General features: G+C 47.1%; 16 protein-coding genes and 1 riboswitch. Of the genes, 5 read left to right on the forward strand and 11 right to left on the reverse strand.

All coding sequences use genetic code 11. From position 1 onward, the window contains the following. Window positions 1-89 precede the first annotated feature (89 nt). The 5 genes from AB432_RS20170 to dapD all read right to left on the reverse strand — a co-directional run bounded on the left by AB432_RS20170 (window position 90) and on the right by dapD (window position 4,516). Entirely contained in the window at window positions 90-452 is a 363-nt protein-coding gene (locus AB432_RS20170; protein ID WP_007723202.1) for a DUF4912 domain-containing protein, read from the reverse strand. A gap of 112 nt (window positions 453-564) precedes the next feature. Further along, entirely contained in the window at window positions 565-1,164 is a 600-nt protein-coding gene (locus tag AB432_RS20175; RefSeq protein ID WP_048033807.1) for a hypothetical protein, read from the reverse strand. A gap of 275 nt (window positions 1,165-1,439) precedes the next feature. Beyond that, window positions 1,440-2,573 (reverse strand): N-acetyldiaminopimelate deacetylase, encoded by a 1,134-nt coding sequence (locus AB432_RS20180; RefSeq protein WP_048033808.1) that lies wholly within the window; start codon window positions 2,571-2,573, stop codon window positions 1,440-1,442. A 3-nt stretch (window positions 2,574-2,576) separates the two neighbouring features. Beyond that, a complete protein-coding gene (locus AB432_RS20185; protein WP_048033809.1) occupies window positions 2,577-3,791 on the reverse strand; it encodes an aspartate aminotransferase family protein in 1,215 nt (404 codons plus the stop codon). Window positions 3,792-3,805: 14 nt separating this feature from the next. Beyond that, entirely contained in the window at window positions 3,806-4,516 is a 711-nt protein-coding gene (gene dapD, locus AB432_RS20190) for a 2,3,4,5-tetrahydropyridine-2,6-dicarboxylate N-acetyltransferase (protein ID WP_007723196.1), read from the reverse strand. A 91-nt stretch (window positions 4,517-4,607) separates the two neighbouring features. Then, a riboswitch (Lysine riboswitch) is annotated at window positions 4,608-4,797 on the reverse strand. 139 nt (window positions 4,798-4,936) lie between these two features. Between dapD and AB432_RS20195 the strand changes: the two genes are divergently transcribed. Further along, complete coding sequence (locus AB432_RS20195) at window positions 4,937-5,377, forward strand: flavodoxin (RefSeq protein ID WP_048033810.1); 441 nt, start codon at window positions 4,937-4,939, stop codon at window positions 5,375-5,377. 68 nt (window positions 5,378-5,445) lie between these two features. Then, a complete protein-coding gene (locus tag AB432_RS20200) occupies window positions 5,446-5,994 on the forward strand; it encodes a GNAT family N-acetyltransferase (RefSeq protein WP_048033811.1) in 549 nt (182 codons plus the stop codon). On the opposite strand, the gene AB432_RS20205 is transcribed toward AB432_RS20200, so the two are convergent. From AB432_RS20205 to AB432_RS20215, 3 genes are read right to left on the reverse strand one after another with little or no spacing between them, the layout of a single operon-like run. Beyond that, the gene (locus AB432_RS20205) at window positions 5,972-6,814 is read right to left on the reverse strand and encodes an EcsC family protein (RefSeq protein ID WP_173628933.1); all 843 of its coding nucleotides are present in this window, start codon (window positions 6,812-6,814) and stop codon (window positions 5,972-5,974) included. The two genes, AB432_RS20200 and AB432_RS20205, sit on opposite strands and share 23 nt — an antisense overlap. 22 nt (window positions 6,815-6,836) lie before the next feature. After that, window positions 6,837-7,031, reverse strand: a complete 195-nt coding sequence (locus AB432_RS20210) for a hypothetical protein (RefSeq protein WP_235617508.1) — start codon at window positions 7,029-7,031, stop codon at window positions 6,837-6,839. A gap of 58 nt (window positions 7,032-7,089) precedes the next feature. After that, window positions 7,090-9,132, reverse strand: a complete 2,043-nt coding sequence (locus AB432_RS20215) for a hypothetical protein (RefSeq protein WP_048033813.1) — start codon at window positions 9,130-9,132, stop codon at window positions 7,090-7,092. A 198-nt stretch (window positions 9,133-9,330) separates the two neighbouring features. Between AB432_RS20215 and AB432_RS20220 the strand changes: the two genes are divergently transcribed. Together AB432_RS20220 and AB432_RS20225 are read left to right on the forward strand one after the other, a co-directional pair. Then, the gene (locus AB432_RS20220; protein ID WP_048033814.1) at window positions 9,331-10,131 is read left to right on the forward strand and encodes a class I SAM-dependent methyltransferase; all 801 of its coding nucleotides are present in this window, start codon (window positions 9,331-9,333) and stop codon (window positions 10,129-10,131) included. After that, window positions 10,128-10,802, forward strand: a complete 675-nt coding sequence (locus AB432_RS20225) for a hypothetical protein (protein ID WP_048033815.1) — start codon at window positions 10,128-10,130, stop codon at window positions 10,800-10,802. The genes AB432_RS20220 and AB432_RS20225 overlap by 4 nt, the downstream gene beginning before the upstream one ends. Window positions 10,803-10,893: 91 nt before the next feature. On the opposite strand, the gene AB432_RS20230 is transcribed toward AB432_RS20225, so the two are convergent. The 3 genes from AB432_RS20230 to AB432_RS20240 are packed head-to-tail and all read right to left on the reverse strand — an operon-like array spanning window position 10,894 to window position 14,619. Then, window positions 10,894-12,411 carry an efflux RND transporter periplasmic adaptor subunit gene (locus tag AB432_RS20230; RefSeq protein WP_048033816.1) on the reverse strand — a complete coding sequence of 506 codons (1,518 nt, stop codon included), beginning with the start codon at window positions 12,409-12,411 and terminating at the stop codon, window positions 10,894-10,896. 24 nt (window positions 12,412-12,435) lie between these two features. Further along, window positions 12,436-13,893 carry an ABC transporter permease gene (locus AB432_RS20235; protein ID WP_048033817.1) on the reverse strand — a complete coding sequence of 486 codons (1,458 nt, stop codon included), beginning with the start codon at window positions 13,891-13,893 and terminating at the stop codon, window positions 12,436-12,438. Window positions 13,894-13,917: 24 nt separating this feature from the next. Continuing rightward, complete coding sequence (locus tag AB432_RS20240; protein ID WP_048033818.1) at window positions 13,918-14,619, reverse strand: ABC transporter ATP-binding protein; 702 nt, start codon at window positions 14,617-14,619, stop codon at window positions 13,918-13,920. Window positions 14,620-14,840: 221 nt separating this feature from the next. Between AB432_RS20240 and AB432_RS30855 the strand changes: the two genes are divergently transcribed. Next, on the forward strand, window positions 14,841-15,014 hold the full coding sequence (locus AB432_RS30855) for a hypothetical protein (RefSeq protein ID WP_007723176.1): 174 nt from the start codon (window positions 14,841-14,843) through the stop codon (window positions 15,012-15,014). Window positions 15,015-15,062: the final 48 nt, after the last annotated feature.

The following is a 15,062-nucleotide window of genomic DNA, read 5'->3' on the forward strand; positions in this document are numbered from 1 at the left end:
CCCATTGCCACAAGCAAATCTCGTGGATAATGGGGCTGTTTCGTATAAAAATGCAGTTGCCTCAGTCGTACGTTGCTTGAGCACGTTGATCAAATCATTTGAGACCTGGACAGCGAATAAAACCTTCCGTCCACCATCCGAATTCCCAGATCGACGCAATATTCCAATCCTTGCGTCACTCCGTACAAAATCCATTCGGAAGAACGGTGGTTGATATCAAAATCAGTATAAAGGTCAGTGCCATCATTTCGGATCTCTTTGCGGTACGTCACATCAAAAAGGCGTAGGACAAAAGGCAGTTCAGCAAACGGAATAGCAAACTTTCGCTCTATTTCTTGCTCGAACTCCTTCGTCATGCTCCACTCTGCCTGAATGGATTGCTCATCTTTCCAGGCAATGCGTATACTCGGGCCTTCTACATCTGTGGACGATCGCGGGGGATTTGTCTCCATTCGCTCCCATCGTTCCTTTCTTTCATGTACTTGCTATCACCAATCATATTGGCTTTTCCCTATATTATAGCACGGGGACATGCGAAGTGGAAACGCATCCAAGCCATAATTTTTAACGCCCAACTGTAAATGTATTTTCACCCACGGTTACATAAGAAGTAAATTTCTCGGATTTCATTTGAACTTGTACTTTATAAGTGCCGTATGCTTCGAGTTTTGTAGATACAAAAGGCTCAGAAAAATAGAAGCTGTTTGCATTTTGAGTGGAGTATTTCCATTCTTTCCCTTTAGACACTTCTTTGCCGTCCGGTCCGACCAACACGAGTTGCATACGCAAGTCTTTGGCTACAGGCGCGTCATCAACCTCTACGAACACGTTAAACGTACGAGGCACATTTTTGTCGCTGTATCCTTTGACAGGGTTGCTGAAAACGACATTTTTATTGCGGGTCTGCTGAATTCCTTCGACCACAATAATATTTACGTTTGGCTTAATCACTTGCAATTTGCCAGATTGCTGATCGTAATCAGCAAAACCACCGAGCTTGTTCACTATTGATTCTACCGATTCGGCCTTGGATGCTGGCATTTCACTCGCTACGGTTTCCGCACCGAAAAATACGCGCATCGCACCCTCTCCCAGCGCAGTAGTGCTCCCCACCCCTGCTGCTACAGTCAACGCCAACAAGGCCGATAACCATGCTTTTTTCATGTCAATAATCCTCCTGTATGTGTGCGCGGCAGCGCTTGTTTTTCCGGAATTTCTTCTCCCTAGTTTATACGTTTGGAAAAGGAAATAGTTGTGCTGCCCTGATAAGTTTTTTCAACAATATCCACATTATCCACAAGCACAAAAATCTTAGGAAGAAAGACTTATGCACAGAGATGTTAGTAACTACTCCTTACTCTTGACGAGAATACGGTTGGGAATGACACAGAAAAAAGAGCGGCTTTCCAGCCACTCTTTTTTTTGCTCCTGACACCCTGCTACTCCTGTTGCGAAAGCCATGTAAAATACCGAGAGACCAGTCGAACGGCAACCTCGATCGCATCTTCGTTCGGCTCCAATTTGGAATGGTGCAAGCCATACGGCGTTTGCACTCCCAGCCAGAACAAAAAGCCGGGAATTTCTTCCAAAAAGTAACCGAAGTCTTCTCCAGTCATGGCTTCTTTGCAGGTGATGAGAGTTACATCTTCACATTGTTCCTGTACCCATTGCATGAAGTCTGTCGTTAGCTGCTCCTCGTTGTAAACCTGGCAGTAGCCAACCCCGTAGTCAATCGTTGCCTGGCAATCAAAGCCTATTTCCACTCCCTTTACGAGAGATTCAATGCGGCTCTTGACGATTGCCATCGATTCCATCGAAAAGGTTCGGATGGTCCCTTCTAGCCTGGATTTCTCTGCGATGATGTTCTGCTTCGTCCCGCTCTCCAGCTTGCCAATCGTTACGACGGCGGAATCCAATGGGTCCATATTACGCGAAATAATCGATTGAAGCTGTGTCACAAGATGGCTCCCTGCAACCACCATGTCATTCGCCTTGTGCGGGAAGGCTGCATGCCCCCCTTTGCCTACCAAATCAATGTACAACTCAGACGTGTTGGCAAACAAGATTCCTGGCTTCGTCGCAATATGACCAACTGGATATTCTGGCGCAATATGCAGGGCAAAAATGCAGTCCGGTCGCCACCCTGCAAACTCTTCACTTTCCATCATCGGCTCAGCACCGCCAGGACCTTCTTCTGCTGGCTGGAAGAGGAACAGCAAATCATCTGCTATCGGCTGCTCGGTAAAATGCGTCAGGAGACCAAGTGCAATTGCCATATGCATATCATGCCCGCAAGCATGCATGTATCCTTCATGAAGCGAGCGAAACGGATAGGACGTTTCCTCTATGATCGGTAGGCCATCCATATCCGTCCGCCAGGCAATGAATCGTTTTGGCTTTGTTCCTGCCAGCTTGACCAATATGCCTGTCCGCCACGTTTTGATCTCGATTCGCTCTTGGGGCAGCTTTTTCAAATAGTCGAGCAAGTATTGTTGCGTCTTCACTTCAGCGAAGCCTGGCTCCGGTATTTGGTGCAGGTCTCGGCGAATTTGTGTAAACAAGGAAGTCGTCATGGCCTACGCCTCCTTTTTCGTGCCTGTTCTTGCTGTTAATTGTTCCTCAAACACAGCAAGGAAACGGTCCACATCAGCTTTTGTCAACGTCAGAGGTGGAAGCAGACGAACAATCGTTTTCTGCGTCACATCAACGAGAATTCCTTCGTCAAGCAATGCTTGCTGCAAGTGACTTACCTCCTCCGGGGTGGAAGAGAGCGGAATTCCAACCATCAAGCCTTTTCCGCGAAGGGATTGCAGCTGATCTGGAAGACGAGTTCGCAACGCTTCCAGGCCCGACCACAGGTACGCAATCACTTCTTCTACGTGAGCGATGAAGGCTGGATTAAGCAATTCGTCCAACACGACATTCCCCAGGGCAGCAGACAGTGGTGATGGTGCGAATGTCGTTCCATGATCCCCCGGTTTGAACTGGTTCATCAGCTTTGGACCAGCAATGACACCGCCGAGTGGAAGCCCTCCCCCTATGCCTTTGGCGAAAAGGATCAGGTCTGGCGTTACGCCTGCATGCTCATAAGCAAACAACTTTCCAGTTCTGCCCATTCCTGTCTGGATCTCATCCATGACAAAGAGCATACCTTCTTGTTCACAGATCGCAGCTACCTCTCGCAAGAACGCTTCCGTTAATGGCACGACACCGCCGGAACCCAAGACTGGCTCCATGAGGACCGCAGCGGGCTTTGCTTCCTGGCAAATCGCTCGCAATCCTTCCGTATCCTCCACATCCAGTTCATACACTGGAAAAGCCGGCTGAGGAAAGTCTTGATAGATGTGAGCCTGCCTCGTCAAACGCACTGCTCCGAGTGTTCGCCCGTGAAAGCTGTTCCGTAAGACAACGATGCCTTCACGACCTGCCCCCTCGTTTTTCGTCCATTTGTGAATCAGCTTGATCGCAGACTCTGTAGCCTCTGCACCAGAGTTGGTGAAAAACACTTTTCCACTAATGCTGTTCGCAACCAAACGCTCGGCCAAACGAATAGCCGGCTTGTTTAAAAATACATTGGAAATATGCAAGAAGCGCTCTCCCTGCTCACGCAGAGCCTGTACAATGCGCGGATGAGAATGCCCCAGAACGTTTACCGCGAGTCCGGTAAACAAGTCGAGATAGCTCTTCCCGTTCGTATCGTACAAGTAATTTCCTTCACCTTTTTCTATGGCAATCGGAAGTCTTTTGTAAGAGGAGACGATATATTGTTCATCAAGCGAACGCCAGTCCATGTGCACTCTCTCCCTTACAGTTGACGTAGCTCCTGCTTGATCTCTGTCTTGGAACGAGTTTTTTCATCGATTTGCTTGATCACGCGTGCAGGCGTTCCCGCAACTACTACGTATGGAGGTACATCTTCAATCACGACAGCACCCGCTGCAACCACAGCACCTTTTCCTACACGTACACCTTCCAGAATGACAGCATTTGCTCCGATGACAACATCATCCTCGACAACAACTGGCTGTGCAGATGGCGGCTCGATAACACCCGCAATAACCGATCCGGCGCCGATGTGGCAGTTTTTCCCGATGGTTCCACGTCCACCTACTACAACATTCATGTCGATCATCGTACCTTCACCGATCACTGCACCGATGTTAATGGAAGCACCCATCATGATGACCGCATTGTTACCGATTGTCACTTGGTCACGAATAATTGCGCCTGGCTCAATACGCGCTTGAATCCCTTTGGTATCCAGCAATGGAATAGCGGAGTTGCGGCGGTCGCTTTCTACAACATAATCTTCAATTTTGTCTGCGTTAGCAGCAAGCACTGGCTCAATCTCTTTCCACTCACCAAAAACAACACCAGTAGGACCAGTAATGAAGGCTTTGGAGCTCGCACCGAAGTCGATTCCCTCCAGGTTCCCTTTCACATATACCTTCACGGGTGTTTTCTTTTCGCTTTTTTGAATAAACGCGATAATTTCGTTAGCATCCATCATGTTCATAGTTACATCCTCCTCAAGATAACAGCATGGTAAATCAAAAAAAGCAATGAGTGCATTCGCTATCTCATTGCTCTTGATACTACATAAGCAAATCATAAATAGCGCTCCACAAAAAGACTTGAGGTCCCTTGTGACAGGATGTTCATTTTTCATGAGACACCCCAGCCTGTGCTACGTAGGGGCATAGCATAAGCTTCGGCGCTTTAGCCTTTCTTCCTTCTCCTGCCCCCTGGCAGATTGCGAAAAGACTTACTCTTCTTCGGCGCACCTCTATTTAGAGTACATTATTATAATTTTATTTAACTCTACCAAAATCAATGAAACGTGGCAATAAGAAAAAAGTTATTGACAACGATTCTCATTTTCATTATTTTATTACTGAGAATGATACTCATTATCTAAATGGAGGTTTTACGTTTTATGAGCATTTTGATGGTATACGCGAGCATGACAGGGAATACACAGGAAATTGCTGAAGCAATTGCAGAAGGTATTCGTTCAACTGGTGCTGAGCTGGAGATAAAAGAAGTAATGGATGCGAACGCAAAAGAACTAGAATCTTACGACGGAATCTTGCTTGGTGCCTACACATGGGGCGATGGCGAACTTCCAGACGAATGCCTGGATTTTTATGAGGAAATGGACGATATTGACCTCAGCGGGAAAAAGGTCGTTGCTTTTGGCTCTTGCGACTCCGCTTACGAGCATGTCGGTGCAGCTGTTGATATTTTGCTGAAAAAGGCGAGCGAGCGTGGTGCGGAAACTCCTCTGGAAGGTTTGAAAATCGAGCTTTCTCCTACTGCAAAAGAAGTGGAAACTTGCAAAGCATTTGGGGTATCGTTTGCTGAATTGCTCGGCTAATTGATGTTTCCCAAATAATCTGGCACATGTTATACTATCAATCCAACTTTTTAAGGAGGATTGATCTCATGACACTACATACGGACGAGATTCTCTTACGGCCTCTCCAACAACAAGACGCAGCCGAGCTCCTAGAGCTTCGGCTGCGTAATCATGACTTTCTCCAACCATTTGAACCAATCCGCCCCTCTTCCTTTCTGACCCTCCCAGGACAGCAAGAACAGATTTCACAAGCAGAGATTGATTTTGAACGCGGCACAGCCTATGCTTTCGGCGTATTCAGCCGCGAGGCCAAAAAGATGATGGGACGTGTAGCCTTATCGAATGTCGCCCGCGGCGCGTGGCAAAATGCAACGATTGGCTACTTTATGGATCAGTCTTGCAATGGCAAAGGCTATACGACATCCGCAGTAAATCTCGCCCTTCATTTTGCATTTTCTGATGCTAAACTGCACAGGGTACAAGCTGCTGTCATGCCTCGCAACCAAGCTTCCATTCGCGTCTTGGAAAAAAATCGTTTTCGCCAGGAAGGACTTTCGTTACGCTATTTGCAAATTAACGGTGTATGGGAGGACCATCTCCTCTACGCTCTTACTATTGAGGAGTGGTCTCAGTAATTTCCTCGCTCTTTTCGCTCTCACGCAGCCGCTCCAGGATGCGCCGTTTGCGGTACAACATCATCCCCGCTTCGGCGACATCCTGTACGGTTGAGCGGTTCAAATACGCCCCGAACAAAATACCTGCAATGGGCACCATTTGAAATAACTTTTTCCACCCAAAGTTTTCTGTGTACGTTACCACGACTTCACGCCATCCCTGCAATTGCGCCATTACCTCTCTCTGTGCATTTGGATCATCAAAGCGAGAGAGCTCAGCGAGTATCGCTTTTTTCCCTACGATGTCGGAGGAAGCAAACTGCAAGCATTTGACGACGAACAACCGCTCCCTCTTCTCTTCAGGTCGATAGCCATAGGCAAGAGCCATCTCTTGTAATACTTTTAGGGATGTCCCCATTAATAACGGGATATCGATCGCGAGGGTAAAAATCCCTCCGAAGCCAGTCGTCGCACCTTGTACCGTGGCAAAATTCGCTCGTGAATCCTTTAGCTCCATAGCGACATCATTCATCATCGTAAGCGGTACAGCGGCAATCTCCGCCTTGCCAATAACAGATATGCCCTGTCCCTCTAAGCGTTTACCAAACCGCTTGTAAATCGGTTCATCCTGCACCAAATAAGTACCACCTGTCTCAAGAAAAGCTGCCATTTCATCTACGGCTTTTCCCAGCTTCTCTTGAACGAATGCAGGCGTAATCCGATCCAACAGAACAAAAGGAAGTCTGCCAAGCTTTTCCCAGAACCACAAGTCGTTCTGATCCTTCTCCCAAGCCTCCACTTCACGTAATGCCGTAACTAATGTCTCCCTGGACTCCCTCAAACCCAATAACCTCCCTGGCTGCTCACTCAGATTCTCCTCGCCTCCACTGACATTGGTTGCGCAAGATGGACTTAATGTAGTCCTGCAACTCTTCCGATGAGGCGTGACGGACAAATTCTTTTTTATTTCTTACGATTCCCAGCTTCAAATGTTTCACTTCCTCTCCTTCGATCCGAAACCCGAACTTTTCCAGGATCGCCTTCTGCTCATTTGTCACAGGACTTCCTCCCCTTGTAGTCGAAAACCCCCATGCCAAAATGCAAGGGGGTCAATCGTTATTTCACTTCGACTGTAAATGTAATCGTTTCTTTTCGTTCATCAACGTCTGTTTTTTTGACTGATCTTTTTTGTCTTGTAACGAGTTGGCAAGTCTTGTTGCTAAGGATATTGGTTACTTTGATCTCGTATTTACCGGGCTGCTGCCGATCAATGTATTTGCTGATATCAAGTGATTCCAGTCCGTTACCAGTGTCGCCATCTCGATTGGAAGGCTTAATGGCAGTGATTTCTTTTCCTTCGTAGTAGATCTCGATCCGATTTTCTGAGGATATCGTAGCACTGCTATGCTCTTGTCTAGCACCGATGGCGTTCTCTCCATATTTCCACTCATACTTTGGCATATGGTAAGCGGAAGCCTTCCTGCTCTCTCTAACTTTCTTCGTTCCAGTTCGCTCTGCATACGTCGAGATGAGCTGTAAGTTTTCCAATTCAGCAAGATCGCTCTCAGATTCCACAGTCACAAGATCTCCATCTCGAAATTCCTTGCCCTCTTTTCCTCTCATGAACATCGGCGCTGATGATGGAGCCATACCTGAATCACCTGCATCACAACTTTGGGACGCTGGGATTGGTGGCGTATCCTCAATGACCTGTATGTAACCACACCATGTCTTGGCAGGGTCTCTTTTGCTGTAATAGTTTACCTTGTAACGCCCTGGCTTATAACCAGACAGTAGCAAGCCTGTATGATCCCAATTCAATTTATCACTATCGACCACGACGTTATCGACTGCCCATACTCCTGGTCCTTCCTCGTCATCAGCTTCACTACCGAATTCGATATGCTCTGCTGCTGTAGTCAGCCATATCACATGAACCGGGTTTTGATAGAGCTTCACTGTATTGTCTGATGAATACACGTTTGCTTTCTCGACCATGAGTGTAGATTTTTCGTTTGGCTGCATCAACACATCCATCGTGACGTCTCCGCTTGTGGGACCACAAGCATTTGGTGCACCTGGAATTTGTATGTGAATCGTAGTCGACGTAGAACCTCCCCATAAGGAATCCGTTTTGTTTTCCTTGGAATCTGGCTCAAAAGTGACAGAAATCGTCATACCCGCCAGCATCATCGGGATATCCACTTCAAAATGGTGCGCATTCGTCAACGTTTGTCCAGTTCCGTTCACCGACCATCGACCTGGGTATGCCGAATACAAAGAAATCTTACCTGGTGACTCCGGGGCAGTAATAGTCTGATCCGGTGCCAGTTTTTGACCACTCGCATCTGTTCCCATATATAGCTCCGCCATGCCAATCTGAACCGTCGTAGTCCAAGGCGACATGGAGGTATCATCAGGTAGAAACAGGAGTTGGTATTGACCAGTCAACAACGTACCTGTTGAAAACACAGTAGCAGGAACAGATCTCATTTCTTGGTTCGTAGACTTGTTTGTTAGCTTCCACGTACCGGGTACAGAACTGTTAAAATCAGTTGACCCCATATTTCCGAAAATGGTCGTCTGCCCGCCTGTCGCCAAAGGCTCTCCCTCTGCCTTTTCTCCCTTATAAATACGTGGGTAATTTTGTGCTTCTACCTGAAAACTCACGTGTAACGTACTGCTCTTCGCATTGGCATCAGTCACTACAAAGGTCAACGTATGAGAGCCAGCAGACAATTTCATTGCGGGAATTGTGAAGCGCGGTACCTGCCATTTGAACACTTCTTGATTTGAGCTTTGCTCCATTTGAAACTCCGTTAATTCTACACCATCCAAATATACTTGCTTTCGACTCAGGTTTGTTCCATTTCCATAAGTAGTCTGTATCACATCAATATCGAGTGGTGTCTCCGGAGGTAGAATAAACTCATCATTCTTCACCCAGTTCCAACCTTTTGAATCCAGTCCCGCAACCTGATAATCGTTAAAGATAACCATATCGTGAACAGGCTGCTTCCGGATTGGCTTAGATACTTGGCTGTTTTTTTTCATTGATGCTGTTGCCCCGGCTCCCATGGCTGGCGGTACTGACACACCTGACAACAAGGTACCAGTTGCCAAACACACAAGTAGTGCTTTTACAACCCATTTTTTCACGAACTGCCCTCCTACTTTTTCGTCTTACGTATTTGCATGGAAACAACTGATTTTATTCGACAATAACCGTGTTTTATCCTTTATGTTCTCATGCCTTTTCCTAAACTCGATATAGTTAAAAACTATCCATTTAATAATTTATATAGATTTGACTTATGTCTTTTAAATCGGTAAAAAGGAAGAAAGGGAGGGATACAGATGATTCGAACCAATCAATGGAATGCCGGGCTATACGACGCCAAAATGAATTTCGTTTCTGAATACGGCAAAGAGTTAGTGGACTGGCTGCAGCCGGCTCCTGGAGAAAGCATTCTTGACTTAGGCTGTGGAACAGGCGACCTGTGTGCTCAACTATCGCTTGCAGGAGCAAATGTGACAGGAATCGATTTTTCTGCCGCCATGATTGAGGCTGCTCGCCAAAAATATCCGCAGTTTGCCTTTGAAGTAGCCGATGCGCATACGTATCGTACACATGTCCGTTACGACGCTGTCTTTTCCAATGCCGCACTCCACTGGATGAAACGTCCTGCCGAAGTCGTTGAAACCATTTGGCTGGCTCTTGCTCCCGGCGGACGCTTTGTTGCCGAATTTGGAGGACACGGCAATTGTGGACAAATCACACAGGCATTACGAACTGTATTGGCGCGAAAAGGAATATCTGCTGATGAGCGCTCCCCTTGGTATTTTCCCAGCATTGGAGAGTACACGACTCTTTTGGAGAAGCAAGGCTTCCATGTCGTACTTGCCTCCCATTTTGATCGTCCGACAGTCATGGCTGATGGGGACCTGGGGCTTTCGCATTGGCTGAATTCTTTTTGCAGTCCTTTTTTTGCAGGACTGTCGGCAGATGAAATCCAGCAAGTCTGTAGGGAAGTCACTGACTTCCTGCGTCCTGCGCTGTTTCAAGAGGGTCACTGGGTGCTCGATTACAAGCGTATTCGCGTCCTTGCCCATAAGAAATCAGAGAATGATACTCTACATGGGGGTGCTCCACGATGACTCGTATTGCCTGTCTCCATGGACATTATTCGAATATTTCGCTCTTATCAGATGCGTTCGCAGCCTTTGAAGTTGAGCTCATTCATTTTGTTGATCCAGGTTTACTCCTGCAAAACGCGGGAACCCCTATCCATACCAAGGAACAATCGCATGCCAAATTACGTGAGCAACTAAGCTGGATGCAGAGCTGCGCGGTCGATGCAATCGTAATCACTTGTACGCAGTATGCCGCACTAGTAACACCAGAGGATGAGGCAACTGCCACTGTCCCCATCTTCACAATCGATGGCCCTTTTTTTCATGAGCTTGCACGATATACGGAGCCACAAATTCTGCTGTTCTCCAATCCCGCTACTGTCCAACCTACGATGGAGCGTCTCGTGCAACACGCCCATTCCCACAATCTACATCCGGAGATACAAGTAAACATCGTCGAAAATGCTTTTGCCCTACTCATGGAAAACCAGGAGGAAGCGTACAGAGAAGCGATTAAAGACGCTCTGTATCAGCTCCACCATACGATTCCAGACCGAGCTATTGCAGTGGCACAGCTCTCCATGGTACCTGTTGCTGATCAGTTTGCAAAGGAAAACGGCTGTACAATCTCCCATCCTTTACATAGTTTGACGTCACAAATGTCCACAACGTTACGATTACGTTCAAATCGTTGAAAAGCGTATGCGTGTAAAAAAACAGCCCCGTTTGCTTAGGTCTTTGGCCAGTGGCAACGGGGCTTTCGCTATAAACGAATTCGATTGGCTTTTACATGCCTTCGGAGTTGGTCACCAGAACCTCTTCTCCCTCATTCAAGCCGCCTTTGATTTCAATAAAATCATATCCTTCAATACCGATTTCTACGTCTTTCGGCATTGGATCTCCGGTGCTCGGATCTTTCACCATAACCGTTCCTTGACCTGGCCCCAGAATTTCAACCGCATTGCTTGGCAAGCGCAGGACATTTTGTGCTTGGGCGACGATAATATCGTTGTCTCCCGTCATCCCATGCTTAAAATCAGCCTTGTCTAGCAGTTCCACTTTTACCGCGAACCGAACTTCCTTGTCTTCTTTTTTTCCTTCTTTTGGGAGCTCTATGACTTTGCCTTTAAACGGCTCCGTACCAAACGCATACACGTAAACATCGACATTTTGTCCGATTTTAATCTCGGGAATATCGAGCTCTCCAACGGCTGCCACAAAGTAAACAGAAGTCGTGTCCATAATAATGGCTGCAGGATCTGATCCTGGCGCTTCACCTTCTTTTACACCCAGCTTGGTGATGACACCGCTGATTGGCGCTGTTACCTGGTTCTTCGCAATTTCACGCTTTTTCTGCTCCATGTTCAATAAGGACGATTTTAGTGCGAGCTCTTTTTCCAGCAGCTCCATACCTGACGCTTCCATATCCATCTTGAACAGTTGTTGCCCTACTTTGACTACATCGTCCTTTTTCACGTCTACCTTGCCAATTTTTCCGTGAGTACCCGCCAAAATTTCTATTTCATCTGGCAACTGGAATTCTTTCTGATTTCGGCTTACATATAAGAGGCCCTTATCATCCGTATACTGTACCTCACCCTTGTCCCCAACGTAGATGGCACCAGGCTTCTTGACCAAAACCTCGACATCATGAATACCGCCCGCTCCTTCTACCTTTTCGCCAATTCTGTCCACTTCCGTTACGACACCATCCACAAAGTACATGGAAGTCGGAATGAATACCTTCACTTTTTGACCTACACTGAATCTTTCAGACTCATAGGAGGTAAATTGCCCAATAATTTTCAGATAGTCGGTATTAGCCAGCTTGACTACTACCTGCTCCGGTCTTACATCTTGCCCTTCTTCCACAAGGACCTCAACCACTTTTCCTTCTTTAGTAGCCGTGATCTTGTCTTTCTTTTGTTTAATTTCACTTAGCTCTTTTTTCGCTTTTAAAATGTCCAGCTCCAGCTTTTGAATTTCCAACTGTGCATCCGAGCTGTCTATCGTGAACAAGACATCGCCTTTTTTCACAGATTGCCCTTCCTTGACTAGCACACGTTGCACCTTGCCGCTGAGCTCTGGCTTGACTTCCTCACGCGCCTTCGCTTCCACTGTCCCTGCTGAGTTGATCGTTTTCTTAACGTCACCACGTTCCACGAGCGCTGTCGGGAAGTTCGGTTTTTCTTCTGGCTTTTCTTCTGTAACCTCTTCGCCCTTGAAGTACGAATAGCCGTAATAGCTTCCCCCTCCAAGAACGGCCACGACCGTGGCGATAATGATCCATTTTTTCTTGTTCATCTTACGTTCCTCACATTTCATCACTTATTCAGATCGAATCGCTTGCAGCGCACTTAAACGAGACGCACGGATCGCCGGGAAGATTCCCGCCAACACCCCAATGATAAAGGAGAAGCCGATCGCAAAGAGTGCCAGCCAGCTCGGAATGACCGCCAATTTTGTTGGCTCAGCCTCTGGATCACCACCGCCGTAGCCCATGTTCAGACTATCCAAGAGACCGCCAGACGCACCGAAGTAATTCACGAGCTCAACCGCTCCCCACGCCATGCCAAGACCAGCTAGTCCACCAATTAATCCAATAAAACCTGATTCCATTAAGAACAGCCAGCGAATATTCAACACAGTGGCTCCGATTACTTTCATGATCCCAATCTCTTTGGTTCGCTCTAAAATCGACATGATCATCGTATTGACGATTCCAATGGTTGCAACGAGCAAGGAGATTGCTGCAATTCCTCCGAGGACCATCTGAATCACGAAGAAGAAGTTATTGATGGTTTCCAGCTCACGTGCAGGCGACCATACTTCAAAGCCATTTTCCTTCAACGCTTTGACTACACCCTCGACTTTTTCACGAGATTCTACCTTGACTGTAATTCTGTCAAATTCAAAGGTATCCTTTTTAGCTTTATCGCGTGAACGGCGCGATGCTCCCTCTTCGACTTCGTCACCTCGACTGCGCGTGACCCACTCGTTCAGCTCTTTCACAACGTTAATCGGAACATAAACCGCGGCTGATGAGTTACGTTCTTCAGACTTCTTTAATTGACCGACAACCTTCACACGCAGTTCTTTTTTCTCGTATTTCGGTTCATCGTCGATGCGATATTCGCGTGACAAGATGAGAGTCCCTGCTCTGTCTACGAGATTGAAGGCCAGTGCTTCTCCGCCCCCTATATCAGGAGGTGGCATCTGAGACATTTCATGCCGTCCAGCTCCGGCCTTTCTTCGCCGTTCCTCGCGCTTTTCCTTTTCTACGTCGCGCAATTCTCTGGATACATCGAAAGCAACCACGATCTCTTGTGGGGCCCCTGTCAGATAGCTTCCTTTTTCAATGTCATTTTTGCGATAGGCAGCCGACTCATTCACATCCACCCCAATAAGCTGTACGTAACCTTCTCGCCTACCTACCTTAAGCTTTGCTTGCTCTCGTAATTCTTTTATCGGCATAACAGCCTGAATGCCAGGAATCTTTTTTAATTCCTGCACCGCTTGCATATTCAGCTTCTTGACCTTATCCTCTGGAACATCAATCCATTCGCCATTTTCCTCGTACCAACGCAATGGCTCGACGTCCATCTCTGTCAAGTTCCCGAAGTTCTCCAAGCTTTTTACCGCACTTTCCTTAAGCCCTAAACTTAATGCCATCATCGCGACGATTGCAGCCGTCCCGATCATGACACCAACCGACGTAAGGGCTGTCCGTAGCTTCATTCGCCACAGATTCCTCCAGACGATGCGAAAAGAATCCATTACCTTCACTGTTTGTTCACCTCATACCCTCGCCTACGCTGGTCTTGTCCTTTTTTGTACAACCCGTCCGTCCTGGAGATAAATGACGCGGTCGGACTGTTCCGCTACTTCCTGCTCATGGGTAACGATGATGAACGTAGTCCCATTTTCCTTGTTCATTTCTCTCATTAATAGGAGAATCTCTTGTTCTGTCTTCGAGTCCAGGTTCCCCGTCGGCTCATCCGCCAAGATAATGCCAGGCTGATTGACGAGCGCTCTCGCGATACTGACACGCTGCTGCTGTCCACCACTGAGCTCATTGGGTCTGTGGTCGATACGACCTTCCAGCCCTACGCGGTGGAGGATTTCCGTTGCTTTTGCCCGACGTTTTTTCTTGCTTTCGCCTGCAAAAATCAAGGGAAGTTCTACGTTTTCCAACGCTGTCAGATTTGGGAGCAGATTGTATGACTGGAAGATAAAGCCCATATTTTTACGGCGAAACATGCATAGTTCGTTTTCGCTGTAGCTGGAAATCTGTGCTCCGCTAACCATGACACTCCCTTCCTCCGGCTTGGTCAAACCTGCAAGCAAGTTCAAAAGCGTAGACTTGCCTGACCCCGACGAGCCACACAAAGCCACGAATTCTCCCTTGTTGATATGAAGGTTGATATCAAACAGCACGGGAACTTTGATTTTTCCCGTTCCGTAGCTGTGATTGACCCCTGTCACCGTCAGCTCTCCTGTTGAATTGACCATAAGTTTGTCGCACCTCATTCGTTCTTTCAAAATGGAAGTTTTCGTAAACACCACATACTAAAGACGTAACATTTCGCAAAACGTAACGCTTCTTTCGGAAACAATTTACGTTTTACAAAAAAACAATCTTTTCTTCAAAAATATGTAACAGCCATGTAACCTTTTGCGGCCCAAATCGTAATACAATGTAGATGTCAACAAACCATGGAGGGTCGAAGAAGATGACTATCTATCGCTTTTTATTTGAAACAGCAACACGCAGATGGGTTGAAATCATCAAGGCACCCAGTATGTTTGAGGCAGCAAAGCAAGCCAAACAGCTTGCAACCAAGCGTTCCAAGTCCATGTCCACTACCATCAGCTTCTCTTTTCACCACGCTGCTTCTCAAGCATAATTGCACACATACATAAACCGCTTACCCGTTATGGGAGGCGGTTTTTAT

It is taken from the genome of Brevibacillus brevis (genome assembly GCF_001039275.2).
In the GTDB taxonomy this organism is placed as follows: Bacteria; Bacillota; Bacilli; order Brevibacillales; family Brevibacillaceae; genus Brevibacillus; species Brevibacillus brevis_C.